This is a genomic window from Paenibacillus sp. FSL R5-0378, assembly GCF_038009285.1.
GTDB lineage: Bacteria > Bacillota > Bacilli > Paenibacillales > Paenibacillaceae > Paenibacillus_AQ > Paenibacillus_AQ favisporus.
The window spans coordinates 3374792-3395802 of record NZ_JBBPAY010000001.1; the positions used below are offsets into that span (position 1 = coordinate 3374792).

Sequence of the window (21011 nt, forward strand, 5' to 3'; positions counted from 1 at the left end):
GGAATTTTTACATAAGAGGTTGAACCTCGGCAGCAGGAGTCAGGAGGAAAAGCATGAAATCAGTCGGTCTACAAGGTATCGAGCAGCAATCGAAGGAGCTGTTCGCGTATTTCGGCTTGGCCGTATACTATTCGCAGGCATTGGAGCAGCAGCTGACCAATCTGCTGATGCTGATGAAGCTGTCGAAGGGGGAGGTTCCCTCCGAAGAGGAACTGACCGAGCTGTACCGCCGCAAGCTCAGCAGTTCCCTGGGCCAGCTCGTCAACGAAATCCGGCATCACTTTCCTTTTACGGAAGAAGAGACGCTTCTATTAAAAGAGGTATGGAAGCAGCGGAATTATATCGTTCACGATTATTTCAAGGAACGGATCAAGGAGACGTTCACGCCGAACGGGCGCGCACGGATGATCCGCGAGCTGACCGCTTTTCGGGATCAAGCCCAGGAGCTCGAGCAGAAGCTGCAGGGGTATACGAATGAATTATACGTCAAGCTGGGGCTGGAGAATGATCAGCCGGGAGTTTCCAATCCGCACTGACTCGTCATAAAATAGGCATTCCGGCCTACGGGCATATTGAAACATTTGCGGGAGGTTCCCCGTCAGAGAGGCTGAGGAGGTGATTTGGATGAAAATCACAAAGAAATGGGCTGCGTTCATGGTGGCGGCAGGCTGTCTGGTGTCGGCGTCTTCCGCGTATGCGTTCTCGGATCTGCCGAATAAGCAGCAGGAGGGTATCGCCGAAGCGCTGCAAACGCAAGGGGTCATTCACGGCATTTCCGCGGACCGGTTCGGTCCTGCCGAGCCGTTGACGGCAGCCCAAAGCGTGCAGATGCTGGTGAAAGCCATGAAGCTTCAGCCGGATGCAGGTGCAGCGAACGCCGGGACGCTGGCGGTTCCATCCACAGCCTGGTATGCTCAAGCAGCCGAAACGGCGCTGGATCACGGGCTTGTGGCATCGAGCATCGGCAGCTGGAACGACAAGGTCACAAAGGAAGAGTTCGCGCAGATGCTCTACAAAGCCGTCACCGCTACCGGTGACTACCCGCTGATTAAAATGTACGTCACGGTCCAGGACGAGAACGACATGGCTTCCGGATCGCGGGAAGCCGTCCAGTTTCTGCTCCTTACCCACATAGCCGAACTAGATGCGCAGCAGAAATTCCATCCAAGGGACAACATCACCCGGATGGAGGCGGCGGAGATGGTCTATCACGCCATGAATTTCGTTGCTTCGCATCAGCCGGTAAATCAGCCGGAGAACGATGACCAGGTCGCTGTCAGTGTAGAGAAGGTGAACGACCAGGTGAACCGGATCGTCCTTACCAAAGAGGACATGCCGAATCCGGGATACGGCCTCAAGATCGACCGGATCGAATTCGTCTCGGAAGGAAAGGCTGTCGCCTATTACACCGTCACGAAACCCGCCCCCGGCATGATGTATCCGCAGGTCATTTCCACGGCCAAGGCTTCCTTTTACATGGACAGCAAAATTCAGGTCAGCGTCAAGCAAACCGGCGGCGGCCTCGGTACAGGCATTTCCCTGAAGGGATCGCTCGAAGAGATGCCTTCCGTTACCCAATAAAACAACGAATCGTATCGTCCGCACATCGCGGTGATACTCTGGATCCCCCTGCTTTCCGGACTACCGGAGACAGGGGGATTTTTTTGCGGCTGAATCAAGAATAGGAGTATTCCGGTTAAAAGTATCATTTTTCGTTGACGAGGCAAATAGTATCGCGGCACCCATCCCGTTTACAATGTTGGCAAGGGGGGAAGAGAATGTCGCAGCTTGCGAACAGCGTGCCCATCACCGAGAGGAGGAAAAAGCGGGGATTGGCTTACCGGATGCTCAGGCAGTGGGATATTCAGCTGATGGTCATACCGGCGCTCATTTTGATTTTTATTTTTTCATACATACCGATGTACGGCGTACTGATGGCTTTTCAGGACTATAACATTTTTAACGGGTTTTGGAACAGTCCTTGGGTAGGATTCAAGCATTTCAGTATGTTTTTTCATGCACCCGAGTTTTGGACGATTCTGCGCAATACGATCATCATCAGCCTGCTGAAGTTTGGTATCGGGTTTCCCGCGCCGATCATTCTGGCCCTGATGCTGAACGAAGTCAGGCAAATGTTCTTCAAAAGGGTGGTTCAGACGATCAGTTACCTCCCGCACTTTCTGTCCTGGGTGATCGTAGCCGGGTTTGCCATGTCGATCCTGTCCACGGATAACGGCAGCCTGAACATCCTGCTGCAGAAGCTGCATTTGATTAAGGAGCCGATCGGCTTTTTGGGACGGGCGGAATATTTCTGGGGCATTATCGTCTCGACCAGCGTTTGGAAGGAGATCGGATTCAATTCGATCGTGTATCTGGCGGCGATCGCAGGGATCAACCCCAGCCTGTATGAGGCGGCGTCCATCGACGGAGCGGGAAGGGTCAAGCAGGTGTTTATGATCACAATCCCATCCATCATGCCGGTGGTCGTCATCTTTATGATCCTGGCGATTGGCAATCTGCTGAGCGCCGGCTTTGAAGACATTCTCCTGCTCGGGGCAAATCCGGTGCTGCGGGATGTGGCCAGCGTCATCGATACCTATGTGTACCGGGTGGGCATCACGAACCAGCGCTACTCGTACGCCACGGCGGTTGGCTTGTTCAAGGCTGTGATCAGCGTCGGCCTGCTGACCTTTGCCAACTACTTTGCCCGCAGGTCGGGAAACAGCTTGTGGTAAGCTCGGGAGACACCGCAGGAAACAGGGAGGCTGCAGTATTGTGAAATATACAAGTACCGGTGACCGGATCATGATGTTCTTCATTTATTTGCTGCTTATTTTACTGGGATTCAGCACATTCTACCCGTTCTGGAACGGACTGGTCATTTCGCTGAACAACGGCATGGACACGGCACTCGGCGGAATCACATTCTGGCCGCGGGTATGGTCGCTGGAAAATTACCAGGTCGTCTTTCAGGATGACCGGATTGCCAACGCGTTTTTGATCAGCGTGCTCCGGACGGTCGTCGGCACCATTCTGTCGGTGCTGTGCACCGCCATCTTCGCCTACGGCATGACGAAGAAGGAGCTGATCGGCCGCAAGTTTTACATGCTGATGTGCGTTGTGACGATGTATTTCGGCGGCGGGCTCATTCCGACGTTTCTCGTCGTCCGCGGTCTGGGCTTGATGAATTCGTTCTGGGTGTTTATCATCCCGGGTCTGATCAGCGTATGGAACATGATCATCTTCCGGACGTTTTTCATGGGGCTTCCCGGAGGACTGGAGGAATCGGCCAAAATCGACGGCTGCGGCAACTGGGCTACTTTTTTCCGGATTATCCTGCCGCTGTCGGGTCCGGTCATCGCCACGCTCGGGCTGTTCACCGCAGTCGCTCATTGGAATGAGTGGTTTCTGCCCAGCATTTACATCACCAACGAGAAGCTGCTGCCGATCCAATCCATGCTTCAGCAGATCTTGAGCACGAATATTATGACCGAGCAGATGTCCAAGCTGGACTCGGCTGCCCAGAGCAGGCTCGAAACGATGAAAAGCGTGACGACCAAGTCGCTTTCAATGGCGACGATGATGGTGGCGACGCTGCCGATTATCGCCGTGTACCCGTTTGTGCAGAAGTATTTCGTGAAGGGCGTCATGGTGGGATCGTTAAAGGAGTAGGGTTTGGAGCGATTGCTGCTTTGAACATAAATTTGACAATAGGGAAAAGGGGTTATCACGCATGAAAAGTTGGAGAAGATCGCTGCTCGTGGCCTTGGTGTTCCTGTGCACGACAGCCACGGCACTGGCGGGCTGTTCAGGCGGCGGCGGAGAGAAAACGGCCGACAGCGCTGCACCGAAGGCGGAGAACAAAACCGAAACGAAAGAAGGAAGCGGCAGCGCTTCGGAGCTCTTCCAGCTCGGCAGCGCGCCCGTCGACTTTACGTTCTACGGCCACTATGACTGGTATACGATGCCGACTTGGGGCGGGGACGTTGCGAGCAAATGGATTCAGGATAACAAAAAGGTCAATGTCACGGCCATCAACTCCGGCGGCAATGCGGCCCAAAAGCTCAATACGATGATCGCGTCCAAAGAGCTGCCTGACGTGATCTGGATGGAGCGCGGCGCCGATGTGGAGCGGCTGCGCGCGGCAGGCATGCTGGTGCCTTATGACGACTATCTGGACAAATATCCGAATTTGAAAAAATGGGCCGGTGACTCGACGCTCAACATGCTCCGCTCAAGTGACGGCAAGCTGTACCAATTCCCGAATTGGTATACCTCGCAGCCTGCGGGCAATGCCGGATACCTGATGAACAGCAAGGTGTACAAAGAGCTTGGCTCGCCAAAGCTGGAGACAACTGACGATCTGTATAACTACCTGAAGAGCGTGAAGGCCAAGTATCCGAATATGGTGCCGTTTGAGCCGGATTTGGCCAAGGACGGGCAGGGGCTTGATATTCTGTACGGGGCGTTCGGGGAAGACCATCCGCCGGTGTATTTGAAAGAGAGAGCCGTACCGGTGGACAATAAGCTGACGTCCATTTTCCAGGATCCAGTCTACCGCGAGTCCATGCAGTTTGCTTCCAAGCTGTTCCGCGAAAAGCTGATGGCCCAGGACGCATTAACCCAAACGAAAGACCAGATTCTTGAAAAAGCGTACAACGGCCGTTTTGCCATCGCAGCAGGAGCGAGCCCGACGGAATACGGCAGCAAGGGCGACGTGGAGCTCAAGAAAAAGGACCCGACCTCCGGCTACGAAATGATCTGGCCTGTGCACAAGGAAGGGCTGGACAAAAACAAGATTTGGACGGGAACCTACAATCAGCTGGGCTGGAACGTGGCCGTCATTACGAAGTCCGCCAAGGATCCTGAGAAGATCTTTGCGTTCCTTGACTGGCTGACCGGAGAGGAAGGAAGCCGGGTCATCATGTGGGGACCTGAGGGAACGCTGTGGCAGGGCACGGATGAAGAAGGATATCCGGTCTTTACCGACACATACACTAACGACATCCAAAAGCGCAGCGATATTATGGATGCGACGGTGAATCTCCAGTGGAACGGCAATACCGTCTATATCGACAAGTCGAAGATGAAATTCGAGAAGACGCTCCCGCCGGAAAAACAGAATTGGGAGAGCCGCTACCAATCCGAAATTACGTGGAAAACGCAGTATAACGCCACCGCCTTCGTCAACCTGAGCCCGATGCCGGATACCGAGGAAGGTATCATTCAGCAGAGCGTGGACGAAATCTTCTCCGAATCCCGCGCCAAGGCTTTGTACGCGAAGAGCGACGACGAGGTGCTGGCGATTCTGGACCAGGCGCAGAAGGACGCAGTGGCGGTCGGATACGACAAACTGCTCGAATACAAGACGCAGAAATGGCAGGAGAACCTGAAAAAAATCGGCGGTCAATAATCCAAATCTAGCATGTTCTAGTATAATGATACTAATTCTTCTATTCGCGAGGATGCCGTCCCGACCCGGGGCGGCTGCTCGCTTCTCCAGCGTCCGGGGCGTATTCAGGGTAGACGGCATGATCGCGTGGGACGGATGTACGGCTGTTGGTCTGAAGCCGGGATCTGGCCATAGTATTCATTTTAATGATCAGGAGATGAGCTCATGTACAAGGTGTTGATCGTGGATGACGAGATTCTTGATCTGGAGGGTATGCGCTCTTTTATTCCTTGGGCAGAACTGGGGCTGGAAGTGACAGGCGCGGTGAACAATGGGTTTGACGCCTTGGCACTGCTGGAACGCCAGCCGGTCGATATTTTAGTAACAGACGTACATATGCCTAGCATGACAGGCCTGGAGCTGGCGAGAAAGGCACGGGAGTTCGCGGGCCGGCTTCGGGTTATTTTCGTGAGCGGTTACCAGGATTTTCACTATGTCAAAGAGGCGATTGCCCTGAATGCGTTCAGCTACGTGCTGAAGCCGATGGACGATAAGGAGCTGACCGATGCGCTGCGCACCGTCGTGCAGCAGCTTGATCAGGAGAAACGGCGGCAGCAGAACGAACAGGCTTACCGGGAAATCGCCAAAAACGACTATCTATTGAAGCTTCTCGAAGGCGCGGAAGCCGAAGAGGCTGCCGGGGTGCTGCAGGAAAGCTACGGGTTTGACCGTTTAGGATGGCCTGTGCGTGCGGCCGCTGTCGAGCTGGACGACCTCAGCTGGAAGCTCGACCCGATGCCGGAACACCGCCAGCAGGAATGGTTCAACCGATTTTACGATTCGCTGGTTCCGCTGCTCACCGAGGCCGGGATCCGGCATGTGTGCAAAACTTCGCGACGGCGGATTTTCGTGCTGATCGAGGACGGGGTGGATTTACAAGCGCTGTCGGCTCTGGCGGATCGGATTCAAGAGCTGCATCCCTTCTCCGTCACGGTTGGTGTAGGAGAAGAAGCGGTAAATCTGACCGGGCTGCGCCGTTCTTACGGTGAGGCTCTGGAGGCGCTGTCGTGCAAGCTGATTGCCGGCAAGGGCCGGGTCATCCGCCATGGGGAACTGAAATGGGACGATGCCCTCGAGCAGCCTTCCCAAACCGCTCTGCCGCTGGAGCCGCTGTATACCGCTGTAGTGAACTTCGATCTCGTCACGGTCAGCGACGAAATCGACCGGCTGTTTGCCGCTGCGGCCGGGATGAGGTCGAAGCTGAAAATCCAATATTTCGTCATGCACATCCTGCTTGGGCTCGAGCATCACCTCCGGGCGATCAACGAGAGCCTTGCGAACGCCCTTCAAGAGGAAACGGGAGGCAGTCCGGATGTGATGCTGCAGCTCGAGACGATCGACGATATCCGTTCCTGGCTGCGAAAACGGCTCTTTGCCGCCGCAGAGGTTATTCAGCGCCGTAAGCAGAAGAAAAGCTCGAAGCTCGTTGACGAAATGATCCGGTACGTAAAAGAGCAGCTGCACGAAAATGTGACGCTGAAGGAGGTCGCCGATCACCTGTGCTTTTCCCCAAACTATTTGGGAACGCTCTTCAAGGAAGTGATGGGCACGAATTTCAGTGAATACGTCATTCACCTGCGGATGGAGAAAGCGGGCGAGCTCCTCAGGGATCCCAGAGTGAAGGTCTACGAAGTGGCCGACCGGGTCGGGTACCGGTATATGCCCTATTTCAGCCGGCAATTTAAAGAAGTGTTCGGCATGACGCCGGGCCAGTTCCGGAGAAACGTATAATGAGGCGCGCGGCAATGAGGCCGCCAGGCGGGAAGCTGTTCCTGCCTTTTGGCGTCAAACTGTTTATCTCCTATTTGGTGCTGATCATCGTGCCGATTTTTATGTTCGGTTATATCGCCAATACAATCCTCGTCAACTCCTACCGCGAGCAAATGAACACGAATTTGACCGGGACGCTGAAGCAGATCCGCGACAACATCGCCTATAAAATGGAGGACACGCAGCGGCTGTCGGACTTGCTGTACTTTGACGAAAGCCTGCCCTTGGAGCTGATGCGATACGAGGAGGGCTGGGTCAGCTACCAGACGACAAAAAAGCTCCTGATTCCAAAGTTCCGCCAGGTCACGGATTCGAGCAACCTGCGGATCTGGATGAGCATTTATTTAAAAAACGAAACGCTGCCCGAAATCTATAACGCCGACCCGCAGGGGACGGACCCATTGACCAGGGGGAATCATTGGGATTTGTACCACTTGAACCGGATTCAGAACAAACCGTGGTACGCTGACTTTCCTCCGGAGGAATACGGCAAAACCGTCGTATGGCGTCAGGTGGAAGACGACGGCATGTTTGGGCGGATCTCGCTGCTGCGGCGGCTGGTCGATACCCGCGATCCAATGAAGCTGGAGACGATCGGGTTTATCCGGATCAGCGTTTATTTGTCCGAAATTTTCCGGAGTGTCGATGCGGGCAAAATCGGCAGCGGCAGCATGCTGTCGGTCAGCGGAGAGGGCGGCCGGCGAATGTTCGCTTCCGGCGAAAGCGGTCTGCTGCTGGCTTCCGAACCCGGGAGCAAGGCGGAATTCGATCTAGGCCGCTATACGATGCTGGAGGAAACGCTGCCGGAGCTCGGCTGGAACTTGGCTGCCTACGTACCGAACAGCGTGATAGAGAAGGACACGCGCAAGGTGAATCTACTGACGCTAATTATCTGTCTGCTCAGCGTCGGTCTGATCTCGATCGTCGCCTACGGGGTGTCCCGCTTCTTTTCCAGGCGGGTGTCCAAGGTCGTATCGGTGCTGCAGCGGTTTCAGCAGGGCGATTTCCACAAGCGGATCCATTACCGGGGGAACGACGAGTTTACGATCATCGCCGGCTCGCTGAACAAGCTGGGAGAGCAGACGGAGCATTTGATCCAGGAAGTGTACGTCACGAATCTGAAGAAAAAGGAAGCGGAGCTGGAGACGCTGCAGGCCCAGATCAACCCGCACTTCCTGTACAATACGCTCTCATCGATCAGCCGGCTGGCCAAGTTCGGGCAAGTGGATAAGCAGCACCAGATGGTGATGAATCTGGCGAAGTTTTACCGGCTGTCGCTGAATGAAGGGCAGACCGTCATTTCGATTTATCACGAAATCGAGCAGGCGCAGGCATACATCGATATCCAGCAGGTCAAGTACGGTGAGCGGATGGAGGTTCATTTTGACATCGACCCGCAGATCGTCAAGTTTATGACGGTCAAGCTGATTCTTCAGCCGTTCATCGAGAACGCGCTGCAGCATGCCTGGCGCGGGGACCGGATTTATATCCGGGTTGTCGGGCGGATGGATGCCGGGACCGGCTCGATCGTCTTCCAGATCATCGACGACGGCAGCGGGATGACACGGGAGCGGGTGGAGGAGATGTCCGGCTCAGGCTCAGGCCAGGGTGCTGGCGCGGCAGGGTCAAGCACCTCGCAGCAGCGCAAAGGTTACGGCATCCGGAACGTAAACGACCGGATCAAGCTGTATTTCGGCAGCGATTACGGCGTCTCCCTGTACAGCCGGCCGGGGATCGGAACCTGCGTGACGATCCGGATTCCGGTGCAGCCGCGCAGCCGGGGGGAACAACGGCAGAACGGTCATGACCATATTGGGAGGACCGGATGAGCAGGAGAGAAACGGGAGATGCAGCTGGCACAACATCATATGCGTCAGTAATCTGCCGAACAGGAAGTCGTAATAGACTGGTTACTTGGTGCAGGCTCATGGCATTAAAAAGGGAGCGATCCGATCACGGATTCGCTCCCTTTTAGTGTTTTTCGTTTACGTTCTTTTCACGGCAACCCCATGCTGGTCATATGGCGGCAGGATGACCACGGGTTGAGAGTAGCAGAATTGCAGTCTGCATGGCTTCGCCCAGAGAATTACACCGGTGAAGGCGCCTGAACCGGCGGCTGTGCCTGGATTCCGCTGTCCGGGGCAGGTGCGGCTGCACCCGAGCCCTGCTGAAGCTGATACATTTGATAATATCTGCCGCCGAGCTTCATCAGCTCGTCATGGCTGCCCTTCTCGACAATCTCGCCCCGGTGCAGCACCAGAATCTGATCGGCGCTGCGGATGGTCGAGAGACGGTGCGCGATGATGAACGTCGTACGGCCCTTCTTCAGCACCTCCAGCGCGGATTGGATCAGGCTCTCCGTCTCGGTATCGATGTTGGCCGTGGCCTCGTCGAGGATGAGGATCGCCGGATCGAAGGCGAGCGCGCGCGCAAACGAGATCAGCTGGCGCTGCCCCGCCGAGAGCGTGCTGCCCTTCTCGACGACAGGCTCATCGAAGCCCTGCGGCAGATGCGCAAGGATCCGCTCGGCGCCGACATCGCGCAGCGCCTTTTCAATTTGCTCGCGCGAAATTTTGGCGTCGCCCAGGCTGACGTTCGAGACGATCGTACCTGTGAAGAGGTACGGATCCTGGAGGACGATGCCCATATGATGGCGCAGCCACTGCTTCGGCAGTGCGGTCACATCCTGGCCGTCGATGGTGATCGTCCCTTTTTGCGGATCATAGAACCGGAACAGCAGGTTGATAATCGAGCTTTTGCCGGAACCGGTATGGCCGACCAAAGCGACCGTCTGCCCCTGCTTCGCTTCAAAATTGATGTTTTTCAAGACGTAATGGTCTTCCTTGTAGGCAAAGGAGACGTTTTTGAACTCGACGTTGCCTTTGTACCGCGGCATACTTCCGTCTGTCACGTCTTCGCCCGGCTCATCCATCAGCGTAAATACGCGGCCGGCCGAGACCATGGAAGAGTCCAGGGCGGCGAGCTGATTGACCATCCCGGTGATTGGCTGGAACAGGCGCCCCAGCACGTCGACGAAGGCGTACAGCACGCCGAGCGACACGGCGCTGCCCCCGGTCAGCGTGCCAAAGCCGAAGTACCAGAGGATCACGGCGAAGGAAAAGCTGCGCAGCACGTTGACCAGATTGTGTGTCGTTAATGCGTTCAAATTGAGCATTTTGTTCTGATGCTTCATATAATCGTCGTTCAAGGCTTCAAACTCTTCGGACGTCTGCTTCTGCCGGCGGAATACGCGGATAATGGACATCCCTTGAATGGACTCATTGATGATGGCGTTAATTTCGCTTAAGCGCGACCGGATGATCGTGTTGTACTTGGTCGCGAATTTCCGGTAGAGCACGATCCATACGATCAGCAGCGGGACGACGAACAAGCAGACGAGGCCGAGCCGGACGTCCAGCAGGAACAAGGCGATATACACCCCGGTAATGTAGATGATCCCCGAGCTGAAGTTCGACAGCACCGCCACAAACAGGTCCTTGACCGCTTCGGTGTCATTGGTGATGCGGGAGACGACCTTGCCGGCCGGCAGTGTATCGAAGAAATACACCGGAAGCCGCTGCATGTGCGCATAGACGTCGGTCCGCAGCTTCTGGATGACTTTGTTGGCGGAAGACTGCAGCCAGTACGTTTTGCCGAATTCCGTAAAGATGCTGATCACCAGGAAAATGCAGTACAGTCCGACGAGCTTCAAAATACCCGGAATTTCCAGCTTGTAGAAGGAATACAGCTCACTCGCGGACAGCTTGGCGGCAGGATAGGTTTCCACAGCGCCGCCGCGGCTGATCGTCAGCTGTCCGTTCTCGAATTTGCGCTCTCCGTCCGGATTGGCTACGGGCTGGCTGACAAAATAAAAGTCCCGTCCGGTTTGCAGCAGCCGGACTTCCTGGCCTTTTGCCTCTCCTTCCCCGAACCGGTCGCCGCGCTTGTAATAATGGCCGTTGTAGGATACGGCGTTTTCAGATGATGTCGTTTCAAAATATGGCTTTTCAATACCCAGCATATGATCGTCGATCATCGTCTTGGCGATGAACGGGCCGGCAAGCTCGGCGCCGACGCCGATCGCAAGAGCGATGATGGCCGCGATAAAGATGCCTTTGGCGCATAGGGCGTACTGGAACAGCCGCTTGCCTACGCTAGCTTTGGAATTCATAGGTTTACACCTCATTTTTAAGTGGACAAATTGTTTTCGACCTGCTGCCGTTCAAACTGCTCGCGGTACCAGCCGCCTTTGGAGAGCAGCTGCGCGTGGGTTCCTTGTTCGACGATGGCTCCTTCATCCAGCACCACGATCCAGTCCGCATGTTCGATGGCGGACAGGCGGTGCGTGGAGATCAGCGTCGTTTTGCCGGAGCGCTGCTTGCGGATATTTTCGATGATCCGCGCCTCGGTCCGGGCGTCGACCGCGGAGAGGGCGTCATCAAGAATCAGGATCTCCGGATCGGAGATGAACGCTCTGGCCAGCGATACGCGCTGCTTCTGGCCGCCGGAAAGGGATACGCCTTTCTCGCCGACGAGGGTGTCAAGTCCGGCTGCAAGCGTATGCAGGTCGTTGTCAAACGCAGCTGTCACGATTGCTTCCATAATGATGTCGTCTTCGGCCTGGAATTTGCCGAACTGGATATTTTGCCGGACCGATTTAGAGAACAGGATTTGTTCCTGCGGAACATAGCCGATCCAGCTGTGAAGCTGGTTTTGGGTAATGCGCTCGATCGGAACCTCCGAGATCAGAATATCGCCTGTTCCCGTCGGATACTCGTGCAGCAGCTGCTTCAAGAGCGTCGACTTACCGCTGCCGGTGCGTCCCACGACGCCGAGCGTCTGACCCTTATGCAAGGTCAGGTTAATGTGCTTTAGATTGTCGACCGATGAGGTCGGATACCGGAACGTGACATCCCGCAGCTCAATCGTGTTGGGACGCTCTAACCGAACCGGATCGGGCGCATCCTGAACATCCGGCACGACCGATAACGTCTCATTGACCCGGTCGAGGGAGGCGCTGCCCCGCTGCATGACATTGATCAGCTCACCGATCGCAAACATCGGCCAGATCATCATCCCAAGGTACATATTGAACGATACGAGATCCCCCAGGGTAATTTGATTTTTAAAAACGAGATAAATGCCGAAAGCCAGGCCGATCACGTAGCTTGCGCCTACGCATAAGCGGATGGTCGGCTCGAACAGGGCGTCCAGCTTGGCGACCCGCATATTTTTGCGGTACACATCGTCCGTAATTTCCTTGAACCGGCGCTGGTCCTCACGCTCCTGAACGTACGCCCGGATGACACGCACTCCGGCGACCGACTCCAGCACCTGGTCGTTCATATCGCCGAATGCGTCCTGAGCGGCCGTATACCGCTCGTGGATGACCTTGCCGTAAATTTTCATGGCCAAGGCGATAAACGGCAGCGGCAGGATGGCGGCGAGCGTCAGCTTCCAGCTGATGAGAAAGCCCATCGCCAGCAGCACGACGCTGAGGTACACCGTCGAGTCTGTCATCACAAGCATGCCGAAGCCCGCCGTGTTGGCGACGGAACGAAGGTCGTTGGTGGCTCTGGCCATCAAATCACCCGTCCGGTTCCGTTCGAAGAACGGAGGGACCATGCGCAGCAGCTGGTTCATGTAGCGGGAACGCAGGATGCGCTCCACGAGGTTAGCGCCGCCGAACAGCTTGTGCATCCATATGTAGGTGATGATGTAAATCACGGTGAGCGTACCGAGAATCAGCACAATATACCGTGTCAGCGAAGTCCAGGTAATCGAGCCGCGGACGATTTCGTCGATGGCGTTTCCGAGAAAACGCGGGGGAAACAGCTCGCCGATTCCGCAGAGGATCAGCATGATCAAACCGATCAGGTAACGCTTCTTTTCCTGGCGGAAAAACCAGCCCAGGTTTTTAAGTACGGAAAACAAAACTTTCACTTCCTCTCATGTCTAAAATGCCGGCAGTTCTTGCTTGCGGAGTTCATGGAAAATTAAAAAAGGCATACCATCCGTAAACGGACGATATGCCTTGCAATCCTACATTTATCATGCGTACGGTTGAGTGTGAGCAGCCGTACCGCGGAAGGTTAATATTCAATGGCTCCAAGAGGCACGACTTCATCGCGCTCCTTAAGAAGGCCTCACCAGCAGGGCTGCTCCAGTATTCAATTGATAAAGATCTTGATGATGGTTGCGTGGATGAAAATTTATCATATTGAACACAGAACTCACCCTTTCTTGTTGATGTTGGTCTTGAGCCCGAACAGGGAGCACTTGCGTATCAAGGACACGACCTTGCCGGGTTCATTTGGGAATAAATTGAAAACGGATCTCGTATGCAGAAAATTTTATCATCGTGTCAAGAGAGCTGTCAATTTATATTTTCAGGAATCAGCAAAAAAATGTTATGATGTACTTATGAACATACAGATTAGAGAGAGGGAGTGAAACCAGATGGAACTGCGGATCAGCCCAGACGCTGCACGCTGGTACAAACGAGAATTGAATTTGGCAGAGGGCGCTTCGCTTCGCTTTTTTCCCCGCTACAGCTCGGGCGGCGGACTGCATCCCGGATTTTCGCTCGGCATTTCCGTGGAGAACCCGGAGCATCCGGTGCTGAAGGAAGAGCTTGAGGGCGTCGCCTTTTTTATAGAGGAACAGGACACCTGGTATCTGCAAGGATACGATCTGGTCGTCAATTATTTGGCAGCTTACGATGACATTGAATATGTATATGAAGCGGAGCGGGAACATAACACTTCCGCCACTTCATAATGCTGCTGAACCGGCCGCATCCGCTAAACCAAGCGAATGCGGCTTTTTCTATTTGAAGGCTGCAAGGCATGGGGCCATTTACGTCACTTCTTGGTGAAGCCGGAGGGAAGGCGATCATGCGGTATTCATAGCGGCCCACTTCCATCCGGCCTGCGGTGACACGCTCGCCGCTCAGTTTGTCGAATCCTTCGCGAGGCAGCGTTACGCTCCCGCCTTCTCCGTTCATGTTGACGATGACCCATAACTCCTCCGTCTCCGATTCGCGCGGCGCCACGATCGTGCCGGTCGTCACTTCCGTCATCCGCGTTACATTCGCTTCTTTCCCGTAATGGATCAGCATCCGCTCCAGCATCTCGCTGCCTTCGTCTCCTGCAGGCAGCGTGCCAAGCAGCACGATTCTGCCTTGCCCCCGCTTCATTTCCGTCAGGAAGGACAAGCCCGGCGATGGACCGCCGATGAGCGTGCCGACGCTTTTCGCCTCCGCCGGCGCATATACGGAGCTCCACATAGAAGGGGGCGGCGGTGAAGGCAATCGGATATTTTTGCATGCGCGAATATGGCGGTATAACACTCTTTTGCCGGCTTTGCACTTTTTTAAAACATGCCGTAAACCCGCGCTCCGGGAGTCTTCAAAAATGTCTCATTGCCGGAAAAGAAAGTGCCGACTCATAATTAGGCCACAACGCTCGCGAGGCGATGAACACTTATGGAGGTGGAAAGCGATGGAGCAGGCGACGGCCCAAGGGAATCTTCCGCAAGCGTCCAAGCCGGCAGTTTACCGCACGAGCATCGCGGCCAGGCTGCGCAGGGACAAATGGTTATACCTGTTAATGCTCCCCGGCTTGCTTTATTTTTTGATTTTCAAATATGTGCCCATGTGGGGCGTGCTGCTGGCCTTTCAAAACTATCAGCCATTCACCGGGTTCTGGAAAAGCGAATGGGTGGGCTTCGAGCATTTCCGCCTTTTCTTTGAAAACCCCGAGTTTTTTATGCTGCTGCGCAATACACTGCTGCTGTCGTTTTACAATCTGGTTTTCTTCTTCCCGGCTCCGATCATATTGGCGCTCCTGCTGAACGAAGTCAGGCTTGCGTTCTTCAAGCGGACCATTCAAACGATGATCTACGTTCCGCATTTTATTTCGATGGTTATCGTGGCGAGCTTGACTTACGTGTTTCTGACGACGGAGGGCGGCACCGTCAATGAGCTGCTCTTCCAATATACGGGCAACAAAATCCAGTTTCTGTCCGATCCGTCATGGTTCAGGCCGATGATCATCCTGCAAACGATCTGGAAGGAATGCGGCTGGGGAACGATTATTTTCCTGGCGGCGCTGGCGGCCGTCGACGTGGAGCAGTATGAGGCCGCGACGATCGACGGAGCGAACCGCTGGCGGCAAATTTGGCATGTGACGCTGCCGGCGATCCGCAGCACGATCGTGATCCTGCTGATCCTGCGGATGGGCAGCGTGCTGGATAACGGCTTTGAGCAAATCTATTTGATGCTGAATCCGCTCAACCGCACGGTGGGCGAAGTGTTCGACACTTACGTGTACGCGATGGGCATTACGCAGGGCGCGTTCAGCTACAGTACGGCCGTCGGGCTGTTCAAATCGATCGTCGGCGTCACGCTCGTACTCGGCACGAACTGGCTGGCAAAAAAATTCGGCGAGTCCGGACTGTACTAACCATTCAGAAAGGGGAAATCCATCCATGGCCAAGCAATACAGGACCGCGGCCGGCGTCACGTTCGACGTGGCTAACTATATCGTCCTGACGCTGTTCGGGCTGGCCGCCGTGCTTCCTTTCGTTTATGTCATCGCGGGTTCCTTCGCCTCGGACGCGGAGCTGACGCAGAGGGCGGTGTTTTTTATCCCAAAAACCTTCACCTTAGCGGCGTATGAGTTTATCTTTTCGACGGGCACGATCGTCAAAAGCATCGGCGTTTCCATTTACGTCACCGTCATCGGTACGCTCGTCAATCTGTTTTTTACGGTCACGATGGCCTATTCCTTGGCCAAGAGAGGACTTTACGGCCGCAATCTGGTGCTGAATCTCGTCATCTTCTCCATGCTGTTCGGCGGAGGGATGATTCCAACGTACCTGGTCGTCAAGGAGCTGCACCTGCTCGATTCGCTGTGGGCGCTCATGCTGCCTGGTGCAATCAGCGCGTTTAACCTGATCATCGTCAAAAACTTTTTTCAGGAAATTCCGAAGGAAATTGAGGAAGCGGGCCGCATCGACGGCTGCTCCGAGCTGGGCCTGTTATGGCGGATCGTGCTGCCGCTTTCGATGCCCGTTCTCGCCACCTTCACCCTGTTTTACGCCGTGGGGCATTGGAACGATTTTTTTGCAGCGCTGCTGTATATTAACGATCCGGAAAAATGGCCGCTGCAGGTCATGCTGCGCCAGATCGTCCTGCTGTCACAGGCGGCTGCGGGCGATTTGAACTCGATGGACCCGAATTTTGTGAAACCGCCGGACCAATCGATCAAAATGGCCGTCATCGTTGTTGGCACGATTCCGATTCTGTGCGTGTATCCGTTCCTGCAAAAGCACTTCGCCAAAGGGGTTCTGTTGGGCTCGGTCAAAGGTTAAAGGTAAAAGTCAGGCTGTCCACCGTGTGATCCCGCCGAAATGCTCCGGAATTTATACACATCAGCACTGATTTTTCGCTTGGAGCCCGGGCGGTTTTGCAATATGATCTAACGTTAAAGGGAGGCTATTTTCGTGAAGAAAAAGAAAAAGCAAGCGAAACGCGTGTCCACATTTCTCATTTTAAGCACGGTTTGCGCCGCAGCGCTCGCAGGCTGCTCATCCGGCAGCGGCAGCAGCAGCGAAGGCGCCTCGGGCGGCTCGTCCGCAGCTCCTTCTGCAAGCGCTTCCGCGGAGGCGGAGAAGCCGCTTAAGCTGAACATTATGCTCCCGATTTTTAAAACGAATTATCCGAAGGATGACAGCCCCGTCGCCGCCGAGCTCGAGAAGCTGACGAACACGGACATCCATTTCGAATGGGTGCCGAACGCTTCATACGGCGATAAATTCAACATTACGCTTGCTTCCGGAAATCTGCCGAAAATCATTTACGTGCCCGATTCGAAGGGTCCGAGCTTCGTGAGCGCCGTAAAATCAGGGGCTTTTTGGGACCTGACCGACAAGCTGAAAAATTATCCAAACCTCAGTCAGGCCAATGAAGTCATTCTGAACAACTCCTCGATTAACGGCAAAACGTACGGTATTTACCGCGGGCGCGAGCTTGGCCGCAACGGCGTATATTACCGCCAGGATTGGCTGGAGAAGGTGGGCCTGCAGCAGCCGAAAACGATCGACGATTTCTATAACATGCTGAAGGCGTTTAAGGAGAAAGATCCGGACGGCAACGGCAAGGACGACACGTACGGTCTGGTGATGGTCAAATGGACGGCAGGCTGGGGAGCCGGTTTCGACCAGATCAAGCTGTGGTTCGGCGCGCCGAACGTGTGGGGCGAAAAGGACGGCAAGCTGGTGCCGGAATTCGAATACGACGAATATTTCGAAGCGCTCAAGTTTATGAAGAAGCTGTACGACGAGAAGCTCGTCAATCAGGATTTCGCCGTGATGGATTCGGCCAAGTGGACGGATCCGCTGGTGAATGGCCAAGCCGGCGCCATTATCGACGTCGTGGACGGAGCGGCCCGCGCCGACGACAAGATTCATGCCGCACTTAAGGACGCGGGCAAAGAAGATTCCAGGGAGCAGTACGTGGACGTGTTCGGGGCCGTCACCGGTCCGGACGGACAAATTCATACGCTGCCGACTTCCGGTTTTGCCGGGCTGCTGGCCATTCCGAAATCGAGCGTAAAGAGCGAAGAAGAGGTCGACCGCATCCTGAAGTTTCTCGACCAGCTGAACGAACCGGACCTGCAGACGCTGACCAGCTTCGGGCTTGAAGGCAAACATTACAAGAAGATCGACGACAAGACGCTGGAGAGAAGCTCGGACTCGGTGCTGCTCGAGTCGGAAGTCGAAGGGCTGAATCAGATGGTGCCGTACATTCCGGAAGGCAAAGGGCTTCAGGTGGCCCAAACGCCGCTTCGCTTGAAGCAGACGGAGGTTCAATTGAAAAACCGGGACACGATCGTCGCCAATCCGGCGGAGCCGTTCATTTCCGAAGTGTACGCGCAAAAAGGGCAGCAGCTTGGCAACATCATTAACGATGCCCGGATCAAATTTATCGTCGGCCAGATCGACGAGAAGGGCTGGCGCGATGCGATCGAGCTGTGGAAAAAATCGGGCGGCGACGATTATGTGAAGGAAATCAACGAGCTGTACGCCGCCTCGAAGTCCTGACCGGCCCCAGTGTATGAGACCAGTGCGGCTGTCCCAAGAGACGGCCGCCTGGGATACATAGGTCGAGCAGTGGTCGGCGGAGGCTGATTTCACAGCAACAAGCAGAAAGCCCCACGTCGTGGGGTTATTTCCGTATCCCCGGTTATTTGAACGAATTTCTCGGATTTCATGCTGGACATACCCGTGGTGCAGAGGGTACTGTTTTCTAAAGGTTTTTTATGTATGGTTAATTGTATACGCTTACATATTTGAAGGGCACAAGGCTCGCCATAAAGGCGGGGACAACAAATTTTGGATATGGTTGGTGAGCTGACGATGAATGGATGGAAGTCGCTAATGGCCCGCTTATCTGGCGGCGGATCGGGCAGCTTTTACAGAAGGAGCCTGATTATGTTCTTGGTTGTGGCTGGCATCCCCGGGATCATCACCGGGATTCTTGTGTACTCCATGGCTGGCGGAAGGCTGGAGAAGGAACTGCTGAAGCTCCATAATGACCAGATCGAACAGCGGTCGCTGAACATGGATAAGCAGCTGTCCAACCTGGAAATGATGCTGGCGCACTGGGCGTTCGACTCGCGCTTTGATGAATCGCTGAGGGGCCACGACTTCGTGCGCGACTTTGAAAAAACGCGGGACATCACGAACACGCTGCTGGTGATGCAGGGCTCCAATACGATGATCCATAACGTCAGCCTTTATTTGCGCGGAGACCAGCCGATATTGTTTTATCCGGAATACTCCGCCTTGAATGACCGGAAGCTCATCTCCCGGTACGAACGTCTGATGGACGCAGGAAAGACGACGTATTGGACACAGCAGGCGCTTGACCCTGATCAGCAGGAAAAGCGGGAATTGACGTTTGTGCATCTCATCCCGGGGGGCAGCTCAAATCCGCTCGGGGCTTTGATCGTGAGGCTGGACAACGATCAAGTCGCGGAGGTGCTGAGGACGTTGACTCCTTATGCTGACGGGGAGAACTTTCTGATGGAAGCGGGCGGCGGCCTCTACGTTTCCGCTAACGGCAACCGGATGGATTCGCCTTTTGTCAAGGTGGTCCGCGGTGAAGTGGAATCCGAGGGGAAGGCCCGAGGGTCCTTCCTCTTTGAATGGAACGGCAAAACCTATGCGGTCACGTACGGTTATTTCGCACGCATCATGGACAACTGGCTGTACGTGTCGGCTTCGCCGATTACGAACATTACGGCCCCGGTCGTGCTGATATCCAAAGTCATTCTGGCCGTCAGCGCAAGTGCTCTCCTGTTGGCGGTGCTGCTGGCGTGGCTCGCCTCGAAGCGGATGTATTCGCCGGTCAAACGGCTGATGGCGAATTTGCAGCCGAACGCTTCCTTAGCGGGAATGGGCAGCGTCGACGAATTTGCCATCATCGAGCGGCAGTGGCAGCACTTAAGCCGGGAGAGCCGGGAGCTCAACGCCAAGCTGCTCGAGCAGCTGCCCCATGTGAAGGAAAGCTTTCTCCATCAGCTGCTGCAGGGGTATTTGTACGCCTATTCGGAGGAGGATCTGCGCTCGCGTATGGAACGATACAGATGGCAGGTGCACGGCAAGCAGTTCGTCGTGCTGTACGTTCATTTGACGGGCATTGCTGCCATGGAGGGGAAATTCAAGTTCGGGGATGAGGGACTGGTCACTTTTGCGTCAGTCAACATGATTGAAGAGCTGGCAGCCGCGCATTTCGAGCAGAGCAGTACGATCAATTTCCACGATCTCGGATCGGGCGTGCTGCTGATCCTGCCGGAAGGCGAGCCGTGCACAGAGCCGATCAAGGTGTTTAGCGAGGAGCTGACGCAAGCGGTCAACCGGCTGCTCAACATGCGCGTCACCATCGCCGTCAGCCGGACCATGAACCGCATCAGCGACATTCCGCTCGCCTTTGAAGGGGTGAAGCATGCCGCAAGCTTCCGCAACTTCGAGCATGACAATCAGATCATCGAGATGGAACAGCTGAACTACGAAGACGGGGCCGAGCCTCCGTATCCGTTTACGCTGGAGCGGGAGTTCCTGCAGGCGCTTCGCACCGGACAGGAAGCGGATGCACGGGCTCTGCTCGCCGACTTTCAGGATGCGCTGTCCGTACAAGGAGCGAAGGCGATCGATGTCCAGCAGGGAATGCTCCATCTGCTCGGATCCGTACAACATGCAATCCTTGTATCCGGCATCCAGCCGAACCGGCTGTTCAAAGGCGCCAACTTGTATGAGCAGCTCTCGCAGATGAAAGAGCCGGCCGCCTTCCGGGACTGGTTCGAGGCGAAGGTCATCGCTCCGTTCATGCAGGAGCTGACGAACCGGTCGGACTGCCAGGTCAAACAGCTGATGGAGCAGGCGATGATCTATATGCAGCAGAACTACATGCTCGATATTTCGCTCGATAACTGTGCCGACCATATCGGCACGAATCCTTTTTTTCTGAGCAAGTCGTTTAAGCGGGTTACCGGCAAAAACTTTATCGATTATCTGACCGAGCTGCGCCTGGAAAAAGCGAAGGAGCTGCTGCGGGAATCGGAGCTGAAGATCAACACCGTCGCCGAGCAGGTCGGCTACCAGCACAGCTATTTTAACCGGATATTTAAAAAGCTAGAAGGGATGACGCCAACCCGCTACCGTGAGCTGAGCCGGGCGGAATAGGCGTCAGCGATGCAGTACGGGAGGAAGCCGGCAGCGGTTC

At 55.1% G+C, this 21011-nt stretch carries 15 protein-coding genes; 12 read left to right on the plus strand and 3 right to left on the minus strand.

Annotated elements, in window-relative coordinates:
* Nucleotides 1-53: 53 nt before the first annotated feature.
* The 7 genes from MKY74_RS15855 (at nt 54) to MKY74_RS15885 (ending at nt 9051) form a co-directional block, all read left to right on the plus strand.
* Nucleotides 54-536 carry a hypothetical protein gene (locus MKY74_RS15855; RefSeq protein ID WP_076167933.1) on the plus strand — a complete coding sequence of 161 codons (483 nt, stop codon included), beginning with the start codon at nt 54-56 and terminating at the stop codon, nt 534-536.
* An 88-nt stretch (nt 537-624) separates the two neighbouring features.
* On the plus strand, nt 625-1581 hold the full coding sequence (locus MKY74_RS15860) for a protease complex subunit PrcB family protein (RefSeq protein WP_076167930.1): 957 nt from the start codon (nt 625-627) through the stop codon (nt 1579-1581).
* A 263-nt stretch (nt 1582-1844) separates the two neighbouring features.
* Nucleotides 1845-2735: an ABC transporter permease gene (locus MKY74_RS15865; RefSeq protein ID WP_244169236.1), complete on the plus strand. Its 891-nt coding sequence runs from the start codon at nt 1845-1847 to the stop codon at nt 2733-2735.
* Nucleotides 2736-2805: 70 nt separating this feature from the next.
* A complete protein-coding gene (locus tag MKY74_RS15870; RefSeq protein ID WP_076169528.1) occupies nt 2806-3672 on the plus strand; it encodes a carbohydrate ABC transporter permease in 867 nt (288 codons plus the stop codon).
* A 61-nt stretch (nt 3673-3733) separates the two neighbouring features.
* Nucleotides 3734-5413, plus strand: a complete 1680-nt coding sequence (locus tag MKY74_RS15875; RefSeq protein WP_076167924.1) for an extracellular solute-binding protein — start codon at nt 3734-3736, stop codon at nt 5411-5413.
* 204 nt (nt 5414-5617) lie between these two features.
* Nucleotides 5618-7183 (plus strand): response regulator, encoded by a 1566-nt coding sequence (locus MKY74_RS15880; RefSeq protein WP_076167922.1) that lies wholly within the window; start codon nt 5618-5620, stop codon nt 7181-7183.
* Nucleotides 7183-9051 carry a sensor histidine kinase gene (locus tag MKY74_RS15885; protein ID WP_084203764.1) on the plus strand — a complete coding sequence of 623 codons (1869 nt, stop codon included), beginning with the start codon at nt 7183-7185 and terminating at the stop codon, nt 9049-9051. The genes MKY74_RS15880 and MKY74_RS15885 overlap by 1 nt, the downstream gene beginning before the upstream one ends.
* Before the next feature lie 257 nt (nt 9052-9308).
* On the opposite strand, the gene MKY74_RS15890 is transcribed toward MKY74_RS15885, so the two are convergent.
* Entirely contained in the window at nt 9309-11393 is a 2085-nt protein-coding gene (locus MKY74_RS15890) for an ABC transporter ATP-binding protein (RefSeq protein WP_167372841.1), read from the minus strand.
* Nucleotides 11394-11410: 17 nt separating this feature from the next.
* The gene (locus tag MKY74_RS15895) at nt 11411-13156 is read right to left on the minus strand and encodes an ABC transporter ATP-binding protein (RefSeq protein ID WP_076167914.1); all 1746 of its coding nucleotides are present in this window, start codon (nt 13154-13156) and stop codon (nt 11411-11413) included.
* Nucleotides 13157-13681: 525 nt separating this feature from the next.
* On the opposite strand from MKY74_RS15895, the gene MKY74_RS15900 reads away from it, so the two are divergent.
* A complete protein-coding gene (locus tag MKY74_RS15900) occupies nt 13682-14002 on the plus strand; it encodes a HesB/YadR/YfhF family protein (protein WP_076167909.1) in 321 nt (106 codons plus the stop codon).
* On the opposite strand, the gene MKY74_RS15905 is transcribed toward MKY74_RS15900, so the two are convergent.
* On the minus strand, nt 13923-14510 hold the full coding sequence (locus MKY74_RS15905; protein ID WP_076167906.1) for a Beta-galactosidase C-terminal domain: 588 nt from the start codon (nt 14508-14510) through the stop codon (nt 13923-13925). The genes MKY74_RS15900 and MKY74_RS15905 overlap by 80 nt on opposite strands.
* 214 nt (nt 14511-14724) lie before the next feature.
* Here MKY74_RS15905 and MKY74_RS15910 point away from each other — a divergent pair, with 214 nt between their 5' ends.
* The 4 genes from MKY74_RS15910 (at nt 14725) to MKY74_RS15925 (ending at nt 20971) form a co-directional block, all read left to right on the plus strand.
* Nucleotides 14725-15687, plus strand: a complete 963-nt coding sequence (locus tag MKY74_RS15910) for an ABC transporter permease (protein ID WP_076167903.1) — start codon at nt 14725-14727, stop codon at nt 15685-15687.
* Between the two features lie 25 nt (nt 15688-15712).
* Entirely contained in the window at nt 15713-16597 is an 885-nt protein-coding gene (locus MKY74_RS15915) for a carbohydrate ABC transporter permease (RefSeq protein WP_076167901.1), read from the plus strand.
* A 132-nt stretch (nt 16598-16729) separates the two neighbouring features.
* Nucleotides 16730-18328: an extracellular solute-binding protein gene (locus MKY74_RS15920; protein ID WP_076167898.1), complete on the plus strand. Its 1599-nt coding sequence runs from the start codon at nt 16730-16732 to the stop codon at nt 18326-18328.
* A 297-nt stretch (nt 18329-18625) separates the two neighbouring features.
* Nucleotides 18626-20971 (plus strand): helix-turn-helix domain-containing protein, encoded by a 2346-nt coding sequence (locus MKY74_RS15925; RefSeq protein WP_244169235.1) that lies wholly within the window; start codon nt 18626-18628, stop codon nt 20969-20971.
* The last annotated feature ends 40 nt before the right edge of the window (nt 20972-21011 follow it).